General features: G+C 61.2%; 27 protein-coding genes and 1 pseudogene. 17 read left to right on the top strand and 11 right to left on the bottom strand.

All coding sequences use genetic code 11. The features are described from left to right. Positions 1 to 271 precede the first annotated feature (271 nt). From IPF85_RS22465 to IPF85_RS22385, 17 genes are all read left to right on the top strand, one after another. On the top strand, positions 272 to 802 hold the full coding sequence (locus tag IPF85_RS22465) for a thioredoxin domain-containing protein (RefSeq protein WP_343410286.1): 531 nt from the start codon (positions 272 to 274) through the stop codon (positions 800 to 802). A gap of 790 nt (positions 803 to 1,592) precedes the next feature. Further along, on the top strand, positions 1,593 to 1,988 hold the full coding sequence (locus IPF85_RS22460) for a hypothetical protein (RefSeq protein WP_343410285.1): 396 nt from the start codon (positions 1,593 to 1,595) through the stop codon (positions 1,986 to 1,988). Next, entirely contained in the window at positions 1,975 to 2,193 is a 219-nt protein-coding gene (locus IPF85_RS22455; RefSeq protein ID WP_343410284.1) for a hypothetical protein, read from the top strand. Before IPF85_RS22460 ends, IPF85_RS22455 begins: the two co-directional genes overlap by 14 nt. Positions 2,194 to 2,220: 27 nt before the next feature. Next, complete coding sequence (locus tag IPF85_RS22450; RefSeq protein ID WP_343410283.1) at positions 2,221 to 2,751, top strand: hypothetical protein; 531 nt, start codon at positions 2,221 to 2,223, stop codon at positions 2,749 to 2,751. Positions 2,752 to 3,194: 443 nt separating this feature from the next. Beyond that, positions 3,195 to 3,404 (top strand): hypothetical protein, encoded by a 210-nt coding sequence (locus IPF85_RS22445; RefSeq protein ID WP_343410282.1) that lies wholly within the window; start codon positions 3,195 to 3,197, stop codon positions 3,402 to 3,404. After that, positions 3,394 to 7,410: a hypothetical protein gene (locus tag IPF85_RS22440; RefSeq protein ID WP_343410281.1), complete on the top strand. Its 4,017-nt coding sequence runs from the start codon at positions 3,394 to 3,396 to the stop codon at positions 7,408 to 7,410. The genes IPF85_RS22445 and IPF85_RS22440 overlap by 11 nt, the downstream gene beginning before the upstream one ends. After that, positions 7,361 to 8,581 carry an RHS repeat-associated core domain-containing protein gene (locus IPF85_RS22435; RefSeq protein ID WP_343410280.1) on the top strand — a complete coding sequence of 407 codons (1,221 nt, stop codon included), beginning with the start codon at positions 7,361 to 7,363 and terminating at the stop codon, positions 8,579 to 8,581. The genes IPF85_RS22440 and IPF85_RS22435 overlap by 50 nt, the downstream gene beginning before the upstream one ends. Positions 8,582 to 9,062: 481 nt before the next feature. Continuing rightward, positions 9,063 to 9,284: a hypothetical protein gene (locus tag IPF85_RS22430; protein WP_343410279.1), complete on the top strand. Its 222-nt coding sequence runs from the start codon at positions 9,063 to 9,065 to the stop codon at positions 9,282 to 9,284. Positions 9,285 to 9,294: 10 nt separating this feature from the next. Further along, a complete protein-coding gene (locus IPF85_RS22425) occupies positions 9,295 to 9,462 on the top strand; it encodes a hypothetical protein (RefSeq protein WP_343410278.1) in 168 nt (55 codons plus the stop codon). A 355-nt stretch (positions 9,463 to 9,817) separates the two neighbouring features. Then, entirely contained in the window at positions 9,818 to 9,985 is a 168-nt protein-coding gene (locus IPF85_RS22420; RefSeq protein ID WP_343410277.1) for a hypothetical protein, read from the top strand. Positions 9,986 to 10,615: 630 nt separating this feature from the next. Continuing rightward, positions 10,616 to 11,050, top strand: a complete 435-nt coding sequence (locus tag IPF85_RS22415; RefSeq protein ID WP_343410276.1) for a hypothetical protein — start codon at positions 10,616 to 10,618, stop codon at positions 11,048 to 11,050. 242 nt (positions 11,051 to 11,292) lie between these two features. Beyond that, positions 11,293 to 11,886, top strand: a complete 594-nt coding sequence (locus tag IPF85_RS22410; protein WP_343410275.1) for a hypothetical protein — start codon at positions 11,293 to 11,295, stop codon at positions 11,884 to 11,886. A gap of 11 nt (positions 11,887 to 11,897) precedes the next feature. Continuing rightward, the gene (locus IPF85_RS22405) at positions 11,898 to 12,434 is read left to right on the top strand and encodes a hypothetical protein (RefSeq protein ID WP_343410274.1); all 537 of its coding nucleotides are present in this window, start codon (positions 11,898 to 11,900) and stop codon (positions 12,432 to 12,434) included. Positions 12,435 to 12,959: 525 nt separating this feature from the next. Beyond that, positions 12,960 to 13,523 carry a hypothetical protein gene (locus IPF85_RS22400; RefSeq protein WP_343410273.1) on the top strand — a complete coding sequence of 188 codons (564 nt, stop codon included), beginning with the start codon at positions 12,960 to 12,962 and terminating at the stop codon, positions 13,521 to 13,523. Between the two features lie 221 nt (positions 13,524 to 13,744). Then, a complete protein-coding gene (locus tag IPF85_RS22395) occupies positions 13,745 to 16,510 on the top strand; it encodes an RHS repeat-associated core domain-containing protein (RefSeq protein WP_343410272.1) in 2,766 nt (921 codons plus the stop codon). Between the two features lie 11 nt (positions 16,511 to 16,521). Further along, the gene (locus IPF85_RS22390) at positions 16,522 to 17,085 is read left to right on the top strand and encodes a hypothetical protein (RefSeq protein ID WP_343410271.1); all 564 of its coding nucleotides are present in this window, start codon (positions 16,522 to 16,524) and stop codon (positions 17,083 to 17,085) included. Positions 17,086 to 17,492: 407 nt separating this feature from the next. Further along, positions 17,493 to 17,750 (top strand): hypothetical protein, encoded by a 258-nt coding sequence (locus tag IPF85_RS22385; RefSeq protein ID WP_343410270.1) that lies wholly within the window; start codon positions 17,493 to 17,495, stop codon positions 17,748 to 17,750. A 227-nt stretch (positions 17,751 to 17,977) separates the two neighbouring features. Here IPF85_RS22385 and IPF85_RS22380 read toward each other — a convergent pair whose 3' ends face one another. The 11 genes and pseudogenes from IPF85_RS22380 to IPF85_RS22330 form a co-directional block, all read right to left on the bottom strand. After that, positions 17,978 to 18,661 carry an SWIM zinc finger family protein gene (locus tag IPF85_RS22380; protein WP_343410269.1) on the bottom strand — a complete coding sequence of 228 codons (684 nt, stop codon included), beginning with the start codon at positions 18,659 to 18,661 and terminating at the stop codon, positions 17,978 to 17,980. An 8-nt stretch (positions 18,662 to 18,669) separates the two neighbouring features. Then, on the bottom strand, positions 18,670 to 18,906 hold the full coding sequence (locus tag IPF85_RS22375) for a hypothetical protein (RefSeq protein WP_343410268.1): 237 nt from the start codon (positions 18,904 to 18,906) through the stop codon (positions 18,670 to 18,672). Further along, positions 18,903 to 19,841 carry a DEAD/DEAH box helicase gene (locus tag IPF85_RS22370; RefSeq protein ID WP_343410267.1) on the bottom strand — a complete coding sequence of 313 codons (939 nt, stop codon included), beginning with the start codon at positions 19,839 to 19,841 and terminating at the stop codon, positions 18,903 to 18,905. The genes IPF85_RS22375 and IPF85_RS22370 overlap by 4 nt, the downstream gene beginning before the upstream one ends. Before the next feature lie 43 nt (positions 19,842 to 19,884). Continuing rightward, positions 19,885 to 20,856, bottom strand: a complete 972-nt coding sequence (locus tag IPF85_RS22365; RefSeq protein ID WP_343410287.1) for an SNF2-related protein — start codon at positions 20,854 to 20,856, stop codon at positions 19,885 to 19,887. A 213-nt stretch (positions 20,857 to 21,069) separates the two neighbouring features. Continuing rightward, positions 21,070 to 21,326, bottom strand: a pseudogene (locus IPF85_RS22360) (SNF2 helicase-associated domain-containing protein); the annotation flags it as partial. A 34-nt stretch (positions 21,327 to 21,360) separates the two neighbouring features. Beyond that, positions 21,361 to 21,741: a hypothetical protein gene (locus tag IPF85_RS22355; RefSeq protein ID WP_343410266.1), complete on the bottom strand. Its 381-nt coding sequence runs from the start codon at positions 21,739 to 21,741 to the stop codon at positions 21,361 to 21,363. Further along, positions 21,738 to 22,166 (bottom strand): hypothetical protein, encoded by a 429-nt coding sequence (locus IPF85_RS22350; RefSeq protein ID WP_343410265.1) that lies wholly within the window; start codon positions 22,164 to 22,166, stop codon positions 21,738 to 21,740. The genes IPF85_RS22355 and IPF85_RS22350 overlap by 4 nt, the downstream gene beginning before the upstream one ends. A 4-nt stretch (positions 22,167 to 22,170) precedes the next feature. Next, entirely contained in the window at positions 22,171 to 22,473 is a 303-nt protein-coding gene (locus IPF85_RS22345) for a hypothetical protein (RefSeq protein WP_343410264.1), read from the bottom strand. Positions 22,474 to 22,830: 357 nt separating this feature from the next. After that, positions 22,831 to 23,229, bottom strand: coding sequence for a hypothetical protein (locus tag IPF85_RS22340; RefSeq protein ID WP_343410263.1), 399 nt, complete (start codon positions 23,227 to 23,229; stop codon positions 22,831 to 22,833). 1 nt (position 23,230) lies between these two features. Then, positions 23,231 to 23,455 carry a hypothetical protein gene (locus IPF85_RS22335; RefSeq protein WP_343410262.1) on the bottom strand — a complete coding sequence of 75 codons (225 nt, stop codon included), beginning with the start codon at positions 23,453 to 23,455 and terminating at the stop codon, positions 23,231 to 23,233. Between the two features lie 107 nt (positions 23,456 to 23,562). Beyond that, positions 23,563 to 23,859: a hypothetical protein gene (locus tag IPF85_RS22330; RefSeq protein ID WP_343410261.1), complete on the bottom strand. Its 297-nt coding sequence runs from the start codon at positions 23,857 to 23,859 to the stop codon at positions 23,563 to 23,565. Between the last annotated feature and the right edge of the window lie 245 nt (positions 23,860 to 24,104).

Below are 24,104 nucleotides of genomic sequence, written 5' to 3'. Positions count from 1 at the left end.
GATTTTATGAATCCACAAGGCGTGTACCGGGGTGGTTGCTGGTGACCGGCGCCTGCTCCTGCTGCTCGGCGCGTACGCAGACAAGCCCCCAAAACCCTGGTGCGGACCAGGCACTGCCGCGCCGGTCGCGGCGGCGACAGGCGGCCAGCCTCAACCGGCGGCGGCCGCCACACCCACTAACGTTTAGCCGTCAAATCGGTCGGCGATCCGGCCGCAGTAACCGAAGGCCAGACCGCCGAGGGCGATTGGTTCCGCAGCGATCCCAACGCCGGTGACGCTGGTCGAATTTTCCGATTACCAGTGCCCGTTCTGCTCGCGCCATGTCTCGCAGACCGCGCCGCTCATCGAAGATCAGTACGTCAAAAAGGGGCTGGTCAAGCATGTGTTCAAGGATTTCCCGCTGAACAGCATTCACCCGCAGGCGGCCAAGGCGGCCGAAGCGGCGCAGTGCGCGGGCGCGCAGCAGCAGTTCTGGGCCATGCACGACAAGCTGTTTGCCTTGCAGCAGGCCTGGTCGGGCAAGACCGAAGCGCCGGAGATCTTCAAGGAATACGCGGTTGATCTTGGCCTCGACAGCGCCGCGTTCAATGAATGCCTTGATTCGGGCCAGTTCGCGGCCGAGGTCGCCAAAGACCTGCAGGAAGGCGCGCAGAGCGGCGTCACCGGCACGCCGGCCTTCTTCATCAACGCCTGGTTTGTCTCCGGCGCGCAGTCGTTCGAGGTCTTTCAGCAGACCATTAGCAAAGGCGCAGTCTGGTCAACTGCCCGCACCCACGCCGACGCCGCTCCCGCAGGGTGTTGACCCTTGCCCCTGACCCGGCACACCCTGGCCTGACCTACAGCGGCTATCATTACCGGGGTAACAGCGCAGCACCGATTCTCATCATCGAGTTCTCGGACTTTCAGTGCCCCTACCGCCTGCAGCACTACCAGCAAGCGGAACCCCGAGATTGATACGAACTGGGTAGATAAGGATCTGGTGCGCATGGTGTTCGTGCATTTCCGCTGCCCATCCATCCCCAGGCGCCCAAGGCGGCCGAGGCTTCGGAGTGCGCCGCGACCCAGGGCAAATTCTGGGAGATGCACGATGTGCTGTTTAGCAAACAGGCGCTAGTGGTCCGGTAAGAGCAACGCCGGAGATTTCAAGACCTACGCGCACGACCTGGGCCTTGACGCCGGCAAGTTCAACGAGTGCCTCGATTCAGGCCAGATGGAAGCGAAGGTGCAGGATGGCCTGGACTTGGGGCAGCAGGCGCAGGTGCGTGGCACGCCCAACTTCTTCCTCATCAAGGACGGGCAGGAACCCGCATCCTGGCGCGCTGCCCTACGAGCAGTTCGACCAGGCCCTGACCGAGATTCTAACCGGTGCTCAGCAAGGCCCCGCAGACGGCGCCCACAGTCACACAGTGATGGCTCCCCCCCCGCCAGCCGATATAACAAGATGCTCTCGTCAACCCCTTCTCCCTCTCCAGTTGGCGGAGGAGAAAGAGCCAGACGAGGAAACGGATCCGCCCTCCTTCCCCCTTCTCCTCTCCGTATGACGGAGAGGAGAAGGGGCCGGGGGTTGAGGAGAGGACTAAGGACTGCCAGGAATGAGCTTCACCCACACCCAAACCCAACAAACACCAACCTATGTCACCGTCGTTTCCGGCCTGCCGCGCTCCGGCACCTCCATGATGATGCAGATGCTGGCGGCCGGCGGGCTGAGCGCGATGACCGACGCCATTCGCCAGGCCGATGCCGACAACCCACGCGGTTACTTCGAGGTGGAGCGAGTCAAGCGCCTGAAGGATGGCGACGGCGCCTGGATGAGCGAGGCGCAGGGCAAGGCGATCAAGATCATTTCGGCCCTGCTGGAGCATCTGCCGCCCAACCAGCGCTACAAGGTCATCTTCATGCAGCGCACCCCTGGCCGAGACGCTGGCCTCGCAGCGCAAGATGCTCATCCATCGCGGGAAGACCCGGCCCGCATTGATGACGCGGGTTGACGCGCCTTTCCAAAAGCATCTGCAGAAAGTCGAGGCCTGGCTGGCCGGCCAGCCCAACATCACGGTGCTCTATGAACTACAACGAGATGATCGCCGCGCCGTCACCCTTCCTACGCAGATCAACCGCTTTCTCGACCAACGCCTGGATAGTGAACAGATGCTGGCGGCCGTTGATCGAACCCTGTATCGCAATCGCGCCGCCTGACTTGACTTGAAAGGAAACAGAACGGTCATGCAGCAACCGTGGCGCCTGGTCACACGTGGGGCATCGCTCGGCGCCCTGACCGGCGTGGTCCTGGCTTCGATCTATGCGGCCCTGGCCGTTCCCGCGCTGGCCTTTTGGCTGCTGTTGACCAACAGCAACAACGGCCGCCTGCTGGACGCCCTGGTCGGCGTGACTCTGCTGTCCCTGTGCGCCGGGCCGTTCGCATTCGTGCTCGGCATCGCCCGGCCGCGCTCCTGGGCCTGGTGGGCGGCACGCTGCTGGGCGCGATTTTCATCCCGCTGCACGATCACATCAACGACATGGGTCGTGCGGCCATTGGCTTCCAGCCTGGGGCTGCTGGTCGCAGCCATCGCCCTGCTGACCCTCAACGAGGGGCTGATTGATCCGGCCAAACCGGGATTTGCCGGCTACTACCTCTTCTTCTTCTGGCTGGTCGGCCCTTCGCTCCTGGTCATCGTGGGTTTTGCCTGGGTGGGGTGGCGGCTCGGTCTTGGAACAAGCAGACAGCCACTGACGAAACCACTTCGTGAAAATTAGTAAAATTCCGTGGCAGAGAAAGCTGGGCGGATTTTGCCACGAATTGCACGAATTGACACGAAAAGGCCCCTGGAATTCGTGCAAATTAGTGAAATTCGTGGCAGAGAAAGTTGGGCGGATTTTTGCCACATAGAGCACAAAGAGCGCAAAGACGCCGCCAATCTGCGAATCTTCTGCCGTTGCTTTGTGTTCTATGCGTTCCTTGTGGTCAATCGTCCGCCCAATTCAGAATTGCTGCGCCCAAATTTTACCTCTTGACAGATCGCCGCGGCCGTGGTATGCTGTGAGCAGTTACAAGCTTGCCCCCCGCCTTCCGAGTCGTCTTCCGCCGCCGGAAGTCCCCGGCGAGAGTTCTCTCTCCCGCCCGCGACCTCCTTACAGCAGTCAGGAAAATGTCCCTGACCCCATCCGTTTCGATTGCTGCACGAAAGGAGTCCGTTGTTATGTTACGCTGGTGTTCCTCACTATTTCATCTCTCTTCACCACACCTTCCTGTCTCGCGGCTGGCGGCGCGTCCGCTGCTGGTCGTCCATCTGCTGGTGGTGTGCAGTCTGCTGTTTTCCACGGCCGCAGCGGCCAGTTGTGGAGGGTTTCTTGAGCCCTGGATCTATGATGGTCACATCATCCAGCACTTCCACGCCTATGGAAGCTAATAGACTGCATCCCAACGTTCAATCTACGAATTCGTTGACACCGTCTTTTGGTGCTTCAAGCCCTCAGGACGACACCCAAGCCCGCACGCCGCCCGCGCCGCTGCCACCGGCCTTTGCGAAGGCGGACGAAGTTACGATAGGCGCCGACACGCCAACCGTATCTCTGGCCGCCGGCCGCGTGCGTCTCGATTTCTCTTTGCCGCCGAAGAGCAGAGTGACGGTGCGCTATCAACCCCTGCCAGAGGCAGCGGAGATATCGCCCTTTGGCCTGGTTTTTGAACTGAGTGCCGCAGCATCGCCAGGCGACACGGCGCAAACCGCCATATCCGCCCCCTTCACCCTCACCCTCGACTACACCGGTCTCGCAATTCCTTTTGGCGCGGATGCGGAAGGCCGACTCGCCCTTTTCTTCGAGCGCCCCTTGAACGAGACGGTGGACGCGGCAACAGATCGTGAAGACGCCCTTCCGCCCCACAGCCCGATCTGGCAAGAACTGCCGCGTCGGGTGGATCAGGAGCATAAGACAATCAGGGCATCACTGCCGCACATGGGCCGCATAATGCTGGCAACCACAACCACCAGCGGTGACGGCGACTTTGCCGTACAGCCCTCCGGCGATCTGGGCGACTACCAGGTAGGCCTCTACATGGGCAGCGCCACGGCCAGCTACCACTTTCCTGTGCCCGCAGGGCAAGCCGGCCCTACACCAGACCTGGCGTTGACCTACGACAGCGCAGGCATCGATGGGATGCATACCAACAAGAACAATCAGCCTGGCTGGGCGGGTATCGGCTGGAACCTGGGGACCGGGTACATCGTGCGCCGCATGGTCACCTGTAATTCGGCACAGGCGCCAGGCGACTTGTGCCTGGCTAACTCGGAGTATCACCTGATCTTGAACGGGGTAAGTTCGCGGCTGATCAATCTTGGCTCCGGCCAGTTCAAGCTGCAGGCTGATCCGTACTGGAAGGTTACGCGACTCACATCGGCAAACCCTAACCACCCAGATACGAATAAGGAATACTGGCAAGTCACGACACCCGACGGTACGAAGTATCGTTTCGGCGCTGAGTACGGGGAAGTGACTTCCGGATCTGACCTGGACTCGACATTCTTCGTGCCCGTTTACGACCTGAGCATCTGCGCGGCGGACCCCTACCGGGTGTGCAACAAAGCCTGGCAGTGGAATCTCGATCGTATCGAGGACACTGACGGCAACGTTGTCACCTTCTTCTACAATCAGGAGACTAACTACTACAACGCCCGTACGTTTTTACGCCGTCTGTATGTGCGGGCGGGGAATCCAGCCCGTATCGAGTACGCCAAACGTGCGAATGACGCCGGTGTGCTGCCAACCGCACAGGCAGAATTTCTCACTCAGAATCGCTGCACAGGCGCATGCCTGTGGCCGGCCGACTATCCCGATACGCCGGGGGATCTGCAATGCGGCGCCACTGGCACCTGTACCAAGAGCTATCCCAGTTTTTGGAGCAAGTTGAAGCTGAGTCGCATCACCACATTCAGTTGGGAAAACAATACCTGGCGCAGCATCAATCGTTGGGACCTGGCTTACAGCTTTCCGACGCCGCCCCCCGACAGTGATGGCGATGGTAGCCAGAAGAAATTGGAGTTGAGCAATGTCACCCGACGCACGCCTGACGGCGCACAAAGTCTGCCACCCACCACCTATACCTACACCTGGTTGAAGAACCGCAACAATCACCCGGCGGGCGTGTCACCCATGTTCATGAGTCGCTTGAGCCAGGTTACCAATGAATTGGGAGGCAGTGTCAGCTTCAGTTACGCCAGCGATTGCCCAACCACCTTGGGTAACAACATTCGCCCGCCCTACGATTGCTTCGTGGCCTGGGACCCCTACACTGGCAGCGGTGGCTGGGTCATTTGGCGCAAGTACAAGGTGACGCAACAGGCCTGGAACGATGGCCTAGCGAGTTCGCCGCGCATCACCACCTTCACCTACACGCCGCACATTTCGCACTACTACGATGACAACCGGCTACCGGCGGTGAATGGCGCGTGCCCGGGCGGCGGGTCGAATTGCGCCAAGGACTACTGGTTCGACGTGCGCGGGTACAACATCGTGACGGTAGGCGAGGCCGATGGGAGTTCCCATGAGCATCGCTTCTTCCGAGGGATGGATGGCGACCGTTTGGGGGTATCCGGCGGCAGTTTTAGCGCCACGGTGGCGCGCAGCGATGGCACGACGCTTACCGATAGCAATTGGCTGCGAGGTCGAGAATATGAGGTGCGCACCTTTGCGGCGGGTGGCGCCTTATTCTCGCGCCAGGTGACCGACTACGCCGTGTTGACGGGCGGCAGCGGCCTGGATGGCGCCTACTTTATGGCGCCGTCCGCAGTCACCGCCTGGACATACGATGCCAATGGTGCAAACCCCAAGCAGACGCGTGCCACGATCACCTACGATAGCTATGGTAACGTCACCCGTGAGGTTCAAGAGGGCGATACGGCCATATCTACCGACGATCGCCTGGTTGACCGAGCCTTTTTTGCGAATACGACGGCTTATATCGTTGACCGGCCGATGTGGGAGAGGTTGTTTGTGGGCAGCGTGCGCACGGCCGACGGCACCGAAAAAGCGATGACGGCTTATGCCTATGATGGCCTGGCTTTCTTCAGCGGCACACCGACCAAGGGCAATCAAACCGGTGTGGCGCGCTATCATACCATCTCCGCCAACTATACCGATCCAGGCAACTATCACGTAACGACAACCCAGTATGATGCCTACGGTCGGCCAACGGTGATGACAGATGCCAATAACCACAGCACAACAACCGGCTACCATCCTGTGTACGGCTACGCAACAACAGTAACGGATGCCCTGGGACATACGACGAGCACGCAAGTTGATCCAGGCACCGGTAACGTGCTGAACGTAACCGACCCGAACGGTGCGATCACGGCGCATGAGTATGATGCCTTTGGGCGCCTGGTGAAGACCTGGCAGCCGGGCGAGACCCAGGGCACGCATGCGCCGACCGTGGAGGTGACCTATACCCTGGGCTTCACTAACACCCCCAGCCTGGTCTACGTCAAGCAACGGGAGGACCTGGGGGGCGCCAATCCATCGGCCTATCTCGAGTCATGGCGTTTCTTCGATGGTGCGGGACGACTGATCCAAATCCAAGGTGAAGGCGATGCGATTGACCAAGTCATTGTGAGCAACCGCATTTACCATGTCATGGGACAATTGGCAAAAGAGAGCATTCCCTACCTGGGATCGGCCGTGCCCGGCGCTTACCTGGCACCGGACTGGGGTCAACCGGCAACCCAGTACGCTTATGATACCCTGGGCCGCATCATTCAGGTGACGCAAACGGATGGAACGGCGGTCGTCACGAGTTATGACCGTTGGACACATACCGTCGTGGACGAAAACGGCCATCAACGCAGCTACGCAAGCGATGCGTTTGAACAATTGACACAGGTGCGCGAATATACAGGTACTGTGCCAACGGTCAGCCTGTATGCAACCACGAACTACGCCTATGATGTGTTGGGCCACCTGACAGTTGTGACAGACACCACTGGTGTCACAACGACGATGGCTTACGATCCACTGGGGCACAAAGGTGCCATGCACGACCCGGATATGGGCAACTGGCAATACAGCTATGACCCGGTGGGCAACCTGGTCAGGCAAATGGATGCCCGTGGTCAATACACGTGTTCGTACTACGATGGTGTCTATCGCCTGCAAGGCAAACATTATCGAAGTGACACCAACTGCCCTGCCACAATACCTGCCTTCACCGGACAAGATGGCATCATGGCGAGCTACGGGTATGACGAAGCTGGCTCTGGCGCCAGCCTGGGACGGCGCACGCGGGCCGATGCGTACCTGGCCGATGGATCCTTGAGTAACCGGGCAACCTGGGCGTATGATCTGCGGCCGCACGACGCGAGAGGCGCGCGTGATCAATGGGAGTGGCGGAGGCACCTTTATCACCGAGTGGGGGTATGACGCAGCCAACCGCCAACGGTGGCTGAAATACCCCGGTACACCCACGGTCGAGCAGGTCTACACGGATTACACCGCGCGTGGCCTGGTCAACCGGATGTCTGCCAGCGGGATTGAGTATGTGCAGGGTACGGCTTATGACGAGGCGGGGCGAGTGATCCAGCGTCGCCTGGGAAGCCTACCGATCCTGGAAACAAGTTTTTGGTACTACGGCTGGGCCGATGTGAATGGACGTGGGCGCGTAGGGAGCATCGACACGCACAAATTGAGTGCGCCAACGGGCGAGGTTCAATCGTTACATTATTGGTACGATGTAGTCGGCAACGTCAGTCGTGTGAGTTACGGGACGCCAGACCCCGAGGCGCCAATCGGGCGCAGCTATCAGTACGACGCCCTGGACCGCCTGACGCGCGTAAATCTGATGAGCCCTGGTACACCCTATCTACTGGAATCGTATGCGTATGCGGAGACAGGGAATCTGGTTGCCCGCTATCCGGAGGGTGCGCCGGGATACGATTACGGCTATGGCGCGCAGGCGGCCGATTGCCCTGAGGGTGCATTGGCCAAAGCGCATGCCGTGGTAGCAGCCGTGACGCTGACCTACGGGCCGACCACCTACTGCTACGACCAGAATGGGAACCTGCGCCGGCAGGTGATCGGGGGCGAAAAGGTCTTCTGGTTCGATTACGATGCAGAGAATCACCTGGTGGGGATCAGCGGGGATGATGCGGCGACTTTCGTGTACGACGCCGATGGGCAACGGGTGAAGGCCAGTTTTGGCAGCGCCCCCAACATCACTACCGTGGTTTACGCAGGCAACCACTTCGAGCAGCGGACGGCGGGCAGCGTGATCAGCTCAGTGAAAACCTACTTCGCGGGCGGCGTGCGCGTGGCGATGCGCACCCAGACGGAAACGAGCGATGTGCTGCACTGGCTGTTGAGCGATACCCTGGGCAGCACGACGACGGCGGCCGGCGCCAACGGTGAGCTGGTGGCGTCTGCTTTCTACGAAGCGTGGGGGGAGACCACACCGGTGTTTGGCGACCTGCCCACCGCACGGCGCTACACCGGGCAGACCCATGACCCGGTGATTGCCGGCATCTACTACTACGGCGCCCGTTACTACGACCCGGCCTTGGGGCGGTTCCTGCAGGCCGACACCATCGTGCTGTAACCAACAAACTACACCCCAAGCATCGCAACCTGTTTTCTCTGCGGACGTTATTACCGTCACCGACCCGCGCCACCCCCTGTGCGGACGGACGATGCCGCTGCTGCGACCCACGAAAGACCCGGTCAAACCTGGTTCGAGGTCGAACAGGCCCCGGCATACGCCGCTGGCTCCCTGTGAGCGTGACCGACCAGAGCAGCCTGGCGCAACCACATGCCTCGTGTCCCTTGACTGGCATTCTGTGCGACAATGCTGGCACACTACACGGCGATCATCGCCGGGCCAGAGGAGACGCAGCAGATGGATGCCCAGATGAGAGGGGAGACGGAACTGCGGCCGGTGCCATCGAGTCCGATGGCGCCAAGCGCAGTGTGGGGAGTATGACGGAGGCGCAACAGGAACGTGCGTCGGATCGTGGCGCAGGTCTGCCGGGGAGCGGCTGGACGAGGAGCGGTGCGATGAGCCAGCGTGAAGGTCCAGCAAAGTGAGCGAGAAGCACCTGGCGCGGATGGCTTACGTCTATATTCGGCAATCCACGCTCCAGCAAGTGGTACGCAACCCGGAGAGCCAGGTCAACCAACGGCAGATGGTGGGGCGGGCGATTGGGTTGGGGTGGTCGGCGGAGCGCATCGAGGTGAAGACGAAGATCAAGGGGCGCTCAGGCAGCGACAGCGCCAAGTCCGGAGCGGATTCCAGCGGCTGGTGACGGAGTCAGCATGGGGCGGGTCGGCATCATCATCGGCTACGAAGTGTCGCGCCTTGCGCGGAACAACGGAGACTGGTATCATTTGCTTGACTTGGCGGCTGTATGCGACACGCTGATTGCCGACCACGACGGCGTCTACCATCCGCGGCAATTCAACGACCGGCCTTGTTGGGACTGAAGGGGACAATGAGTGAGGCAGAACTCCACATTCTGGAAGCAACGGTTGGAAGAGGGACGGCTGCGGCAAGTGGAACGGGGAGCGTACCGCCAGGTGTTGCCGACGGGACTGGGACGGCCGCCGACGGGCGGGTGGAGAAAGACCCGGACGGGCGGGTGCAGGGAGCATCGAGTTGGTGCTGGCAAAATTCGCCGAATTGGGGAGTTGCGGGCAGGTGTTGCACTGCCTGCGGCGAGAACTGCTGTTACCGCGTCGCCAGCTGCATGGAGCAGTGCGGAGAGATCGTGTGGAAGCCACCAACAGACACGGCGATCTACGAGATCGTGCGCAATCCGGCCTATGCGGGTGCGTTTGTATGGGCGGCGCCACACGCCGGGACAGCCGCCAACGTGCGGGGGCGTCGGCCCAAGAGGAATGGATCGCCATTGTGCGACGTCTACCCGGCCTACATACGTGGGCGCAGTACGAAGCGAACCAGGCGCAGTTGGTCCGGGATGGACAGCGCACCGGCGGTCAGATCTAGCGCGGTGGGCGCAACACGGGAAGGGCCTGGTTTGCTGCAAGGACTGGCGGTGTGCGGACACTGCGGCTACCATCGTCAAGTGATGTACAAAGAAGGTTATCACCACTACCCGTGCCAGAACATGCGGCGCCGGTACGGCGTGGCGGCCTGTCCCACGATTCACGGGCCCAGGGTGGACGCGGCGGTCACACAAGCCTTCTTTGCGGCCTGCGCCCGGCCAACCTCGACGTACTGGCAGAGGTATTAGCGGCACAGCGCACAGAACAGGAACAACGACGGCGCAATGGGCCGCACAGGTCAAGCAAGCCGAGTACGGGCGCAGCGGGCGCAGCGGCAGTACAGCCAGGTCGAGCCGGAGAACCGACTGGTGGCGGGCGAACTGGAGCGGCGCTGGAGGAAAAGCTACGCCAGTTACGCAACGTCGAGGAAACGGCGCAGCGCTGGCGTGAACGCAACAGTGCGCCGCAGAAGATCACGCCCGGAGCTGCGTGAGCAATTTGCCCACCTCTCGGCGCACCTGCCCCAGTATGGAAGGTTGCACACCTGCACAGCGCAAACCCGCTGCGCAGCCTGGTCGAGCGGGTGATCCTGAGACGAGACACTAGCTGACCGGGTGCATGTGCGCATCGTGTGGCTCTCCGGCCACTACACCGACTTGAAGTGCAGACGCCGGTCGGCGTACAAACGGCCGTCAACGGCTGTGCGGCGATGGTGGAACGAGTGGGCGCATTGCATGCGCAGGGCCTGGACGACACCCAGATTGCGGCGCAACTGAGTCGGGAGGGCTTCCACTCAGCGCGGCGCAGCGATGTGGCGGAGGATGCCGTGACGACGATTCGGCATGCATACAGGTGGCTCGACCGAACCGGTCCTCGACCGGTCGTGCGCGAGGGATATCATACCGTCCCCGCACTGGCGCAACGCCTGGGCGTCAGGCCCCAGTGGGTCTACCGCCGACTGCATACCGGTCAGATCGAAGCCGAATACGTGACCGCGACCCACAGACACAGCAGCTGGATTCAGGATGATCCAGCATTGATATCGCGCCTGCAGATCCAGGCGTGATACTAATTGCAAGGTTAGGAGGGCATTGTGATGATACGATCGTACCACAGCCGGGGAATCCGCAGGCGCTGAATAGATACGCTTATTCGGCGAATAACCCTATCAAATACCGCGATCCCAGCGGCCACATACCATGTTACGGTGATGCCCCAGATGAATGTAGTTGGGCCGGCTACAAAGATCAACGCGTGGGCGCGCGACGGCACGCGCTGCGGGGATATGCACGTTTCTTGGAGAAGCGAGTGCAGAAAGGTGGTATGACGTCCCTTGACGCCATGATTGACTTGTGGGGTTTCGCGGGTCTGTACGGTAAGGATGCCGTTACAACCTCAGAGGATGTCAGCTACACTCTGGTGGGGAGCGGCGGGACGTTCACGCTACTCGGCGGGTTCATCCTGAAAGGCAAGGAATTCCTTGGGGGCGCGCCGTTGAACCTGCCGAGCTTCGGAGATACCGGCTTCAATCGGAACTACCAAGATTTTCATAACCAGCCGTATCACTTTTGGGCGAACGTCAATACGACTGCGCAAGGTGGAGTCCTGGGTGAAGCGATAGGTAGGTTTGCCAACGACCTGCATGAGGGGTGGGATCCGTCGGAGGCGCTCAAAACACTCCAGGAGCGCGGAACCTCTTGGGAAGATTATTTCCTTTCCCTAAAAGGACTGGAGATGGGACAGATGTTGCGTTCTGGCGCGCTCACGGTGGATCAGGCCGGCAGTTGGATGCAAACTAACCTCAATGCACCGGCCGGGCCAGCCTATGATTTCTGGAAATCCACCGGCACGGGTTGGTGGCCGTCGGTTTGGATGCAGCACGCGGTTGATCTTTTCCGCTGAGGAGGTGAATCATGTCAATCTCATTTGGCGGTAAACTCAGCGCAGCGCTCGGCGGTTTGGTCTGCATCGTGTACCTGGTTGGGTGTGGGTTAGCACAGATTCCGGACAATATCCACCGTTATGAGACCCGTCAGGCTGCGCGCTATCCCTGGACCGTCGAAGCGATCGATGAGGAGCACAAGGCCAAACTGTGCCAGGCTTTACAGCTGCAGGTCGAGGATCCCTTCTGTCAAGCCGGGGAACGCGTCACCACGACCGAACTTATGGAAGCCGTAGCACAGCGATTTCCCGTGAACCAGACACCATATCCTGAAGTCGCGACTGCTTTGCAGGACTTTCCAGTGGTCGTCGAGGAATCCAAGTTACCGACCGGTATCGTCACGAGTCGGCGTTATGCTTATCTGCTCACCCAGTTCCGCGGCTTCTGTACGTACTTTGACGTCCATCTGGACACACAGGTGGTTGAGCGAATCGGCAACACGAAAGCGCCGGGGCTCTCTGACGGGCCTATTCCTGAGGTTTGCGGACCCGCGCTGGGACAGCCTTAGGTACGGAACCAACCTGGCACGCCAGGTGTTGGGGCTGGATGGGGACGCACTTGGCGGGGGATCCAGCAGGCCATCCGATAACGCACGGATGTAAGCCCATGTTGCGTAACGTACTGCGGACTCTGATATTCATGCTGGCAGTAATCGGGCTGGGCAGCCTCTTGGTAACGGGGTGTAGTAGTTCCACCAGAGCACCTGCGGCGCCGGATGGCATTCCAGGGGCTACCATCGAGCGACACAGTACCCAGCAAGCAACTGAGACCGCGGTCGTGGCCATGCACCCCAGCGACACCACCACCGCGCCTGCCACGCAGACCTTGATGCCCACAGATTGTGCTACCGAGGTCGTGCCACACGCGACAGCGACGCCCTCGCCTCGACCGACTTTGGACGCTGCAGCCGGGATCGACCTGCTGCGCGAGATGTTGCGCACCAACGATGGCTGTGAGCTACCGTATTGGTGTGACGCCGGGTCAGACGCCTTGGGAAGCAACACTGAGGTAGTACAGAGGCTATGGTGGTGGCGTGTTTGACGTTCCTCATCCTACACGGGAGTACGATTACTCAGTTATAGAAGAGTTCGACATCAAGGATGGAATAGTTCGTGGAATTAGAATAGGCGCTAGTGTTCCTGGCTATTACACATACTCGCCGGTTTTTGCCGCCGACTGGCAGCGATATGCCTTACGCCCCATGCTGACCCGGCATGGCAAGCCGTCAACCGTGTTATTGGATGTGGCTTACCTGTGTATGGAGCACGACTGCGGTGATCCGCGCTATTGGTTATATGTGATCTTCGATCAGGCTGGCATCGCTGTGAACTATTTCGGCACAACAAAGCGTACTGATCCGATTGAGATCTGCCTCCATCTTGACAACGCGACCGCGATTAGCCTCGACTTGCACGCGCCTGATTACACGCGGCCTATACTCGAATTGGATCACCTCGATCCAACAGCGCTGATTTATCCATTGACAGAGGTATCTACACTGACCCTCACCAGCTTCTATGAAACCTTCAAGGCTTCGGACACAGCCTGTTTTGTGGTGCCGGGGAAGTACTGGGAGGAAGCGCCTGTCGGGCCTTGATGATGAATCTCCGGCTCCTCATGGCGTCGCTGACCTAAACCGTTTGATTAGCGCGGTCGACGGGACGGCGAGCGCCATGTTGCTCTATTAGGGCGGCGCGCTTCGCCGTACCGGCTACGCGACCGATAACGGCGTGTTCTACGTGGTAAGCGACCATCTGCGTTCCACCAGCGTGCTGGTCAACCGGGGCGACACGGTCAAGATCAGGCAGCCAGGTCATCGTGCGCAACCGGGTGTACGATATCATGGGGCAGCTGGCCAGGGAGAGCGTTCCTTACCTGGAACCCACCGTGCCGGGCGGATATCTGACGCCGAACTGGAGCCAGCCGGCGACCCACTACACCTACGATGGCCTGGGTCGCATCACCCAGGTGACGCATACGGATGGCAGCGCTGTGGTCACCAGTTACGATCGCTGGACACGTTCGGTCGTGGACGAAAACGGCCATCAACGCAGCTACGCAAGCGATGCATTTGGACAATTGGCGCAGGTGCGCGAATATACAGGTACTGTGCCAACGGTCAGCCTGTATGCAACCACGAACTACGCCTATGATGTGTTGGGCCACCTGACAGTTGTGACAGACACCACTGGTGTCACAACGACGATGGCTTACGATCCACTGGGGCACAAGGTGGCCATGCACGACCCGGATATGGGCAACTGGCAATACAGCTATGACCCGGTGGGCAACCTGGTCAGGCAAATGGATGCCCGTGGTCAATACACGTGTTCGTACTACGATGGTGTCTATCGCCTGCAAGGCAAACATTATCGAAGTGACACCAACTGCCCTGCCACAATACCTGCCTTCACCGGACAAGATGGCATCATGGCGAGCTACGGGTATGACGAAGCTGGCTCTGGCGCCAGCCTGGGACGGCGCACGCGGGCCGATGCGTACCTGGCCGATGGATCCTTGAGTAACCGGGCAACCTGGGCGTATGATCTGCGCGGCCGCACGACGCGAGAGGCGCGCGTGATCAATGGGAGTGGCGGAGGCACCTTTATCACCGAGTGGGGGTATGACGCCGCCGATCGCCAGCGGTGGCTGAAATACCCCGGCACACCCACGGTCGAGCAGGTCAACACGGATTACACCGCGCGTGGCCTGGTCAACCGGGTGTTTGCCAGCGGAACCGATTACGTGCAAGATACCACGTATGATGAAGCAGGGCGAGTGATTCAGCGTCGCCTGGGAAGCCTACCGATCCTGGAAACGAGTTTCTGGTACTACGGCTGGGCCGATGTGAATGGGCGTGGGCGCGTAGGGAGCATTGACACCCGCAAATTGAGTGTACCAATGGGTGAGATTCAATCGTTGCATTACTGGTACGATGTCGTCGGCAACGTCAGCCGCATGAGCTACCAGACGCCAGACCCCGAGGCGCCCATTGGGCGTGGCTATCAGTACGACGCTCTGAACCGTCTGACGCGCGTGAATCTGATGAGTCCTGGCACACCTTATCTCCTTGAATCATATGCGTATGCAGAGTCAGGGAACCTGGTTGCCCGCTATCCGGAGGGTGCGCCGGGATACGATTACGGCTATGGCGCACAAGCGGCCGATTGCCCTGAGGGTGCATTGGCCAAAGCGCATGCCGTGGTAGCAGCCGTGACGCTGACCTACGGGCCGACCACCTACTGTTACGACCAGAATGGCAATCTGCGTCGGCAGATAATCGGGGGCGAAAAGGTCTTCTGGTTCGACTACGATGCGGAGAATCACCTGACGGAGATCAGCGGGGATGATGCGGCAACCTTCGTGTACGATGCCGATGGGCAACGGGTGAAGGCAAGCTTTGGCAGCGCCCCCAACATCACCATCGTAGCGTACGCCGGCAACCACTTCGAGCAGCAAACCGTGGGCAGTGTGGTCAGCACTGTCAAAACCTACTTTGCGGGCGGCGTACGAGTGGCGATGCGCACCCAGACGGGTGCGAGCGACGTGTTGCACTGGCTCATGAGCGATGCCCTGGGCAGCACGACCACGGCCACCGGCGCCAATGGTGAGTTGGTGGCATCTACCTTCTACGAGGCTTGGGGTGAGAGTATCCCCGTGGTCGGCGACCTGCCCACCGCGCGACGCTTCACCGGGCAGACGCACGATCCGGTCATCGCCGGCATCTACTACTACGGCGCACGCTATTACGACCCGGCGCTGGGGCGATTTTTGCAGGCCGACACCATCGTCCCCAATCCCCAAAATCCACAAAGTCTTAACAGATACAGCAATGTGCTGAATAACCCTGTCAAATACCGTGATCCCAGCGGCCACATACCATGTTACGGTGATGCGCCGGATGAATGTAGTTGGGCTGGCTACAAAGACCAACCGGCCGGCGCGCGGCGGCACTCGTTGCGTGGGTATGCGCGCTTCTTGGAAAAACAGGTGCAGAAGAATGGGATGACGGCTCTCGACGCCATGACTGATTTGTGGGGGTTCGCGAGCTTGTATGGCAAAGATGCTGTCACGACCTCAGAAGATGTCAGCTACACCCTGGTCGGAAGCGGCGGCACGATGACGCTGCTGGGCGGGTTCATTCTGAAAGGTCAGGAATTCCTGGGTGGCGCACCATTGAACCTGCCGAACTTCGGGGATACTGGCTTCCATCTCAATTATCGAGATCGGCACAATCAACCCTATCACTTCTGGGCGAACGTCAACACGACTGCGCAGGGCGGCAACCTGGGTGAAGGCATCGGGCTTGTCGCCAACGTCGTGCATGAGATGGCCGATCCGTCAGAAGCACTCAAGCCACCCCAGGAGCGCGGGACCTCATGGGAAGATTACTTCCTTTCCCTGAAAGGGCTGGAGATGGGGCAGATGTTGCACTCGGGCGCACTCACCGTGGATCAGGCTGGCAGTTGGATGCAAGCCAACCTCAGCGCGCCGGTGGAACCAGCCTACGATTTCTGGAAATCTACCGGTACAGGTTGGTGGCCGTCCGTCTGGATGCAGCAAGCGGTTGATCTTTTCCGCTGAGGAGGCACGCCATGCTACGATCACGCTATCTCAAGGCCCCAGCGCTCTCCGTGGGAGGCAAAGTCCGATTGGCGTTCGGCAGCTTGTTATGTGTCATTGGCTTGGCTGGATGTGGGTTAGCGCAGATTCCGGACAACATCCACCGTTACGAGACCCGTCAGGCTGCGCGCTATCCCTGGACCGTCGAAGCGATCAATGAAGAACACAAGACCAAGCTGTGCCAGGCGCTGCAACTGGAGATAAATGATCCATTCTGTCAAGCCGGAGCACGCGTCACGACGACCGAACTCATGCACGCCGTGAAACAACGGTTCCCCGTAAACCGGACGACATACCCTGAGGTTGCGACGGCTTTGCAGGGTTTTCCAGTGGCCGTCGAAGAGTCCAAGTTGCCGACAGGTGAGGTGACAAGTCGAAGCTATGCCTACCTGCTGACCCAATTTCACGGATTTTGTACCTACTTTGATATCAATCTAGATACCCAAGTAGTGGAACGGATAGATAACACGAAGGCGCCTGGACTCTCTGACGGGCCAATCCCTGAGGTGTGCGGACCCGCGATGGGGCAACCTTAGGTACGGATACCAGACTGGGCGTTTGCTCAATCAAACGAGTTAAGACCATGAACACAGCAAAGGCACGGTCTGTGGCCTGGTTGCTCTTGGCAAGTTCGGTTGTGCCCGTCCTGATCACCGCCTGCACATCTGAAAGCCTTGCACCGCAACGACCATTCTCTACTGAGTCCATGTTGATGGATGCTACGCTGTTCCCATCAGGATGGCGTAACCGATCCATCATCCCGACTGCCGACTCTCACGGCGCTGTAGAACACATGTTGCGTACTATGGAAGGATTTGGTACGGTGATTCATGAGATCTATCGGTATGAGCGGGTGCGATCGGCGCAGCGTGAGTACCATCGCCAACTAGACGTCTGGTATCCCGGTGCGCGGTATTACGGCGCATGGGAGGAAAAACCCGGGATGGCAAGGCAACTGGACTTCGCCGACGAGGCCTATGTGGCGTGCGCCAGCTACTATGCACCGCAGGTGAAAGAGGCTAAGCTCTGTGGTATGCTGGCCCGGTATGGCGAGTTCGTCGTCCGATTCTCGGCCGAGATAGCACCCGCGGCCCCCGCGGCGCCGCTGGCCCTTGACGAGGATGAGTTGGGCGAGTTGTTGGTCAAACTCGATGATCGGTGGCAAGCGGCCATGGCATCACTCCCGACGCCATCGCCGTGATCTACCACGAGCTGCGCAATCAGCCCGGTTTTTGGCCACGAATTGCACGAATCGAAACGAAGACAGAAGCTCGATTCGTGCAAATTAGTGAAATTCGTGGCAGAAAAAGCTGGGCGGATTCTTGCCACGAATTGCACGAATTGACACGAAAAGGCCCTGGAATTCGTGCAAATTAGTGAAATTCGTGGCAGAGAAAGCAAGGCGGATTCTTGCCACGAAAAGCCCATTCATGCCGCGGCAGGCTCATCTTCTTCCTCGTCGCCGAAGGCCAGATCGAGGGCTTGGCTGGTGACGATGGCGTAGGTGCGCGTGAGCGTGGCGCTCACCTCGGTGGCGTCCTGACCCAACGGTGGCGCGCCCAGGCGTTTGAGCAGCACAGCGCCGACTTCAGGCGCAGCAATACTCACGGTGAAATGCTCCAACGGCGCACCCTCTTGCCAAAACGTTGGAATGAGTTCCTCCAGTGGGCGCCCGTCGGTCAGTTTTTCGGCCGCGGCGCCAATCGCGGCCGCGGCGCCATATCCTTGTCGCTCGGCGCCATATCCTTGGCGCCCGGCGCGCAGCGCACCCAGGATCTCTTCGCGCGTGCGTCCGCGCAGGCGAAAGATGAGGAAGGGGTCCTGGTCGAAACGCTCGCCGAGCAGATAGAAGACCGCAGCCAGATGTTTGCACGGGTTGGCCGCATCAGGGCAGGAGCACTTGGTGGTCAGGTCCTGCTGGGTTTGGGGAAAGAGGGAGACCTTGGCCGCGTCGAACGCGGTCTCGACATCGGGCGGCATCTCGCCGTTGAGCAGGCTGGCCGTAAAGATGGCCTGTGCGGCCAGCGCCGTCAGCACGCGCTCCCACTCCTGGTTTGTCAACTGCCCAATGTTGATGGTGATCTTATACGGAGTTGGTCTGGAGCCTTGCACACGGGCGCTCACCTTGCCCGGCTCGATATTGATCTCCAGAACTTGCCCCTTGCGCGCATAGGCGCGGCCGCCAGGCGGCCGCTGTCCACCAGGCGCTCCAGGGCAGCAATCCAGCGATCGGCCCACCAACTCTTGGCAAACGCGCCCGTTTGATGCTCAGCGCGGATGCCGTCAGCCCGTAATGGCCGCGACGGCGCAAAGTAGTGATCGTTGTCCTCGCGGTAGGACGCGCGGCGTGGACTCATACCCCCTCCTCGGTCGCCACGGCATCCTGCCGCAGCACGAGCAGATCGCGCAACTGCGCCGTGGAAAGCTCTGTCAACCACGATTCGCCCGCGCCCACGATGCTGTTGGCCAGCTCTTTCTTGCTCTCGATCAGCAGATCAATTTTCTCTTCCAGGGTGCCCGCGCAGATGAATTTGTGTACCTGCACGTTGCGCTGTTGCCCGATGCGGAACGCGCGATCGGTGGCCTGATTCTCCACGGCCGGATTCCACCAACGGTCGAAGTGAAAGACATGGTTGGCCTGCGTCAGGTTCAAACCCACACCGCCGGCCTTGAGCGAAAGCATGAACAGGCGCGGGCCGTTGCCGCTTTGAAACAGCTTCACCATCTCATCGCGCTGGCGCGCCGGCACGCCGCCGTGCAAAAACAACGGCTCTTCGCCAAAGGATGCGGTCAGGTGCTGCACCAGCATCTCGCCCATCTCGAAGAATTGGCTGAAGATCAGCGCGCTGTCATTGACCGACAGCACCTCTTCCAACATCTCAGACAGACGGTTGAGCTTGCCGGAACGGCCGGCCAAATCGCTGGTCGTGCGGTTGCCCAGGAAGTGCGCGGGATGGTTGCAGACCTGCTTCAGCTTCATGAGCGTAGACAAAACCAGGCCGCGACGCTGCATCCCCTCCGACTCCTCGATCTGCCGCAGAGAATCCTTGACCACCGCCTCGTACAGGGTCGCCTGCTCCGCGGTCAGGTTGCAATAGACCTTCATCTCGTTCTTCTCAGGCAAGTCCTGAATGATAGTTGGGTCGGATTTCACCCGGCGCAGCAGCAGCGGCTGCACCAGGGTCTTGAGTTGCGCGGCCGGTTCGGGCTGGTGATAGCGTTCGATAGGCAACGTAAACTTGCTGCGGAAGGATTGCTGCGACCCCAGGTAGCCCGGATTGAGGAATTCCATGATGGACCACGATCGGTCAGGCGGTTTTCGACCGGTGTGCCGGTCAGCGCCAGGCGATGACGCGCGGCCAGGCCACGCGGCCTGCGCCTGTTTGGTCGTAGGATTCTTGATATTCTGCGCCTCGTCCAGGATGACATCGCCCCAGGCCACCTGCCCCAACAGCTCGCGATCGCGCGAGCAGGCTGTAGCTGCTGACGACCACGTCGGTCTGCTGGCTGGCCGTCACGAACTCCTCGCCGCCCAAGCGGTTGGCGCCCTGGTGTACCAGCACGCGCAGCGAGGGCGCAAAGCGCTGAATCTCGCGCTCCCAGTTGCCAAGCACCGACGTGGGGCAGATCAACAGCACCGGGTCAGGCTGCGGGTTCTGTTCACGCCCGTGCAAGACCATGCCGATGGTCTGGATGGTGTTATGGCACACGATGCCGTTGGCGACGAAGTTGTGGCGCCCGGCGATCTCCAGGTCATAGACCCAACCGGTGTACGGCACGGGTTCGATGGCCGTGATGGCGCTGAAGACGGTGACTTGCCCAGGCTCGCCCCCGGCCGGCGGCGTGACACACACAGCATCACCGACTTGCAGATCGTTGGTCCAGCCGGCCGGCGTGAGTAGGCGATGGCGGCGGGTGATGGTTACGCGGCAACCGTTGGCCAGGGTAATGGTGCGCAGGGACTCTTGCACCTGCTGCCGATAGAGGCGCTGCACCGGCGCGGCCACCAGGCGTCCATCGGCCTCTTGCCGGGCCTGGGCGTGCAGCGACGCCCGCGGCTGCGCCCAGAAGCCTTCCCCATCGAAATACGCCTCCCCGGCGTAGGTGTCCCAAAGAGTCTCGGCCGCCAGCGGCGCACCGTTGACCGTGACGAGCGTCTCTGCGCTCAGGCATTTACCCAGACCCATGTCATCGGCCAGGCAGCCGCCGAGACCCACGCGACGCAAGAAAACCAACCAGGCCAGCCCGCGCTCCTGATACGGACGCAAGGTGCCGACGAAGCCGGACGGCGCCGGCAGTGGCTGCATTTGATCGTGGTGGCTGAGGTTCTGAAAGAGGTCCCTGCAGCCAGGCGTCGAGGGCGACATGGGTGACGGGTAGGCCATCCACCGCGCCCTGCTCGCCATCGCCCAGTGCAAGGTGCATGGCATCCAGGGAGGCCCAGCCTCGCCCCTGGGCGCGACGCTTTCCCAGAAGCGGATGGCGGCCTCCACCTGTTCGGGCCGAAATTCAACCCATTGCCCGCGAATGTTGACCAGCGGGCTTTTCAATGCAGCCAGGCGCTCGAACTCCTCTTGTGTCAGCGGGTCTTCGCCCAGGCCAGTTGCCAGTCATACTCCACCACTTTGGCAAACGACAACAGCCCGCTGGCCTCGCTGGCCGTCTGTTTCTGCTTGAGCTTCAGGCGCACGCCCAACGCGGCCGCGCGCTTTTGCCACCAGGGCGGGGTCAGGATACCAAAGCCGCTCTGCTCGAGCAGCGGGGCCGCCTCACGCAGAAAGGTGTAGGCTTCGGGCGTGGTCAGGGCGACGCTACTCGGACACGCCGCGCGCAGGGTCTGTTCGAGCGGGGCAAAACAAGCGCGCAGCCTTAGCCAGACCGCTGAGCAAACGCTCTTGCGGCTGCGGCAGGCGGCGATTGAGCAAGGTCAACGTGCTGCTGGCCTCTTGCCACACCTGTTCGGCCGGCACCAACAGGCTTGGATCATCGGTGGCCTGCAGCAGGTAATGCACGACCCAACTACGTTCGTCAGGGGAAGCCGCGGCCGGCGGGGTGGCGAGTTGGAAAGAGACGCGAAAGCCGGGCGTGGTGGCCTGCTGCAAATCCTCCAGCCAGCGATTGATCTGCCCAACCAGGCCGCTGAGTTGAAGCTGGCGCCGCTCACCTGTGGCTGAGGGCTGAACAGGCGTCAATCCACGACCGCACTGCGCCCGGCGCGCCAAGCGGCGGGGCAGCGCGGTTGCACGGGGCCGGCCCAGGCGCGCACCTGTTGATCCACCCACGTCGTCGGCGCGGCGGTGAGCAGGGTCAGCAGGCCGATGGGGCGCCAGGCGGCGTTGGTCCGCCGCAGGCTGCGACAGGCCGGCGGCATCGCGTTCAGCAGCCATTGGAAACGCGCCTGCTCATCGGCATCCACCCAGGTCGGTTGCCAGCGCGCAACGACGGTTTTGCCTGCTTCCTCCAGGGTGGGGATATAGCGCTGGCGGGCCAGGAGTTCCAGGGCAAAGCGCGCCGCCGCAATCCAGAAGCGCAGGTCGGCGCCCAGGGTGACGCCGGGCGCGGCTGCAGTGGGCCTGGTGACCAGGGCACTCAAGGCGGCCGGCGCAGTGAGCGCCAAGCCATCAATCGCCCAATCGGCCAGGGTCGGTTGCGTCGCCCTGCGCGCTCGGGGGCCTGGCCGTCAGCGGCGTCCATCGTCGGTGGGCAGGCGGGCCAGGGCGCTGCTTTTGGTCACACCGCTGCCCGTGCTGAGCCGCGCCGCGGTCAACAGGCTGGATGTGGGCGCCTGGGCCGGATGCCCCGGCCGGCTTGCGTGGGCCGCGGCGGCGCCCCTTACGCCCCTCAGCGTCGGCCGCAACCTCGCCCCAGATGAAAAATGTTTCGACCGTCTCGGCAGCCAACCAGGATGCATGTAAAATGAGCATGAATGGTGACTCAATCTGTTGGGCGGCTTACAGCAAGCGCGCCAGGCCCGCCTTGTCCACTTTGCCCGCAGCGGTCAGCGGCAGGCTGTCACTGATCCGGAACTCGGCCCAAGCGTCTGTAACGCCAGACCATGCCGGCAATGGGCGCTAACTCTGCACGGTCAACGGCATGTTGGGATGCGGCAAACACAAAGCGCCACGCCAGCCTCACCCATGACCGGTCCGGGCTTGCCCAGGCACGCAGCAGGCGACCTTGGGATGCTCCGCCAGGTAGGCTTCGATCTCCGCCGGATAGACGTTGAAGCCGCCGGTGATGAACATCTCTTGCTCCGCCCTTCGACCGTCAGGCAGCCCTGCTCATCCAGGCGGCCGATGTCGCCGGTGTGAGCCAGCCTCGGCGTCAGCGCGCATCGTTGTCCAGCGGAGTTGCACATAACCCTTCATCACGCAGGGTCCAGTGCGGCGATCTCGCCGATCTGGCCTGGCGGCAGCGTTGGCGGCGCTGTCCACGATGCGTACGTCGAACTCGGACGCGGCGCGGCCAGCCGTGCGCACCAGCGTATCGGCGTTGTCGGTGGGGCGGTGTAAGTACCATGCCGGCGGATTCGGTCGACCGCCAGCCATGCACGGCAAAAGGCGCCAGGGGATGCAATGCGCCGCATGGCGGTCGGAAGGTGGGCGCGCCGCGACGATGGTCATGCGCAGGGAGGATAGGTCGAAATCGGCGAAATGGGCGGCAGGAACTCCATGATCCACATCAATCGGCACCTGGCCCAGGATCGTGACCGCTCCTGGGCCACCAGGGTGAGGTCTCAACGGGTGAAAGCGCCCAGCACGATGAGGGCGCGCCGCTGAACATGGCGCCCACGGTGATGAGCACCGCGCCGCTGGCATGATTCATGGGCAGGTGCAGGATGATGCGGTCAGTGCTGCGGAAGCCGAGGTGACGGACCTGCGCTGATGTTGCTGATGATGTTGGCATGGCTGAGCCGCGCCTTTGGGTGCGCTGGTGGTGCTGCCGGTGAAAACGAGAGATCAAGGCATCATCGTCGGGCTTTGCAGCTGCGCCTGCCGCGGTCAGGGCGGCGCTCAACCCAGCTTGAGCCTGGCGGTCATGAGATCGGTCAACAGATGGGCGCCATCGGCAACGCCATCCGCATGAGTCATGGCATCGCCGATGATGACCAGGTGACGCACGCTGGTCAGGGTGACAGGAAGGGCTGCAAGCGGGCGTCCATCGGCCTGCAGCACCAGGGAGCACCGGTCGCCAGCGGGCCAGCGGCGACCTCCAGGGGCGTCGTACTGGCCGTTGAAGCAGGCCGGGACCCCGCCGCAGCGCATGGCCGCCAGGTAGGTAATGATGTATTCGGGCCGCGTGGTTCGCACGCAGGCCGATACAATCGCCGTGTTCGATGCCCAGGGCCATGAACGCGGCGGCCAACCGATCAACCTGCTGCGCCAGCATCCGCCAGGTGAGCCGCATGTCCTGAAAAACAATCGCTTCTCGGTCGGGCACCGGTCGGCCGCGGCGAGAAGGGCGCTCAGGTGGGTAGCTACGGATGCGTCATTCCTGCTCCGGTTTTACCGTTCCGCTCGGTGTCATCGAGATAGCTCAGCTGGTCAACGATCTA

The sequence above is a fragment of the Candidatus Amarolinea dominans genome, from assembly GCF_016704685.1.
Lineage (GTDB): Bacteria > Chloroflexota > Anaerolineae > SSC4 > Amarolineaceae > Amarolinea > Amarolinea dominans.
This window is presented reverse-complemented; position numbering and strand designations above follow the sequence as displayed.

Coding starts and splice junctions, on each gene's coding strand:
- IPF85_RS22460 (WP_343410285.1), top strand. CDS start 1,593: ATGAGCTTCACCCACACCCAAACCCAACAAACACCAACCTATGTCACC.
- IPF85_RS22425 (WP_343410278.1), top strand. CDS start 9,295: ATGGGGCGGGTCGGCATCATCATCGGCTACGAAGTGTCGCGCCTTGCG.
- IPF85_RS22390 (WP_343410271.1), top strand. CDS start 16,522: ATGCTACGATCACGCTATCTCAAGGCCCCAGCGCTCTCCGTGGGAGGC.
- IPF85_RS22385 (WP_343410270.1), top strand. CDS start 17,493: ATGGCAAGGCAACTGGACTTCGCCGACGAGGCCTATGTGGCGTGCGCC.
- IPF85_RS22365 (WP_343410287.1), bottom strand. CDS start 20,856: ATGCAGCCACTGCCGGCGCCGTCCGGCTTCGTCGGCACCTTGCGTCCG.
- IPF85_RS22455 (WP_343410284.1), top strand. CDS start 1,975: ATGACGCGGGTTGACGCGCCTTTCCAAAAGCATCTGCAGAAAGTCGAG.
- IPF85_RS22450 (WP_343410283.1), top strand. CDS start 2,221: ATGCAGCAACCGTGGCGCCTGGTCACACGTGGGGCATCGCTCGGCGCC.
- IPF85_RS22370 (WP_343410267.1), bottom strand. CDS start 19,841: ATGGAATTCCTCAATCCGGGCTACCTGGGGTCGCAGCAATCCTTCCGC.
- IPF85_RS22420 (WP_343410277.1), top strand. CDS start 9,818: ATGGGCGGCGCCACACGCCGGGACAGCCGCCAACGTGCGGGGGCGTCG.
- IPF85_RS22440 (WP_343410281.1), top strand. CDS start 3,394: ATGGAAGCTAATAGACTGCATCCCAACGTTCAATCTACGAATTCGTTG.
- IPF85_RS22445 (WP_343410282.1), top strand. CDS start 3,195: ATGTTACGCTGGTGTTCCTCACTATTTCATCTCTCTTCACCACACCTT.
- IPF85_RS22375 (WP_343410268.1), bottom strand. CDS start 18,906: ATGAGTCCACGCCGCGCGTCCTACCGCGAGGACAACGATCACTACTTT.
- IPF85_RS22335 (WP_343410262.1), bottom strand. CDS start 23,455: ATGCCAACATCATCAGCAACATCAGCGCAGGTCCGTCACCTCGGCTTC.
- IPF85_RS22405 (WP_343410274.1), top strand. CDS start 11,898: ATGTCAATCTCATTTGGCGGTAAACTCAGCGCAGCGCTCGGCGGTTTG.
- IPF85_RS22345 (WP_343410264.1), bottom strand. CDS start 22,473: ATGCTCATTTTACATGCATCCTGGTTGGCTGCCGAGACGGTCGAAACA.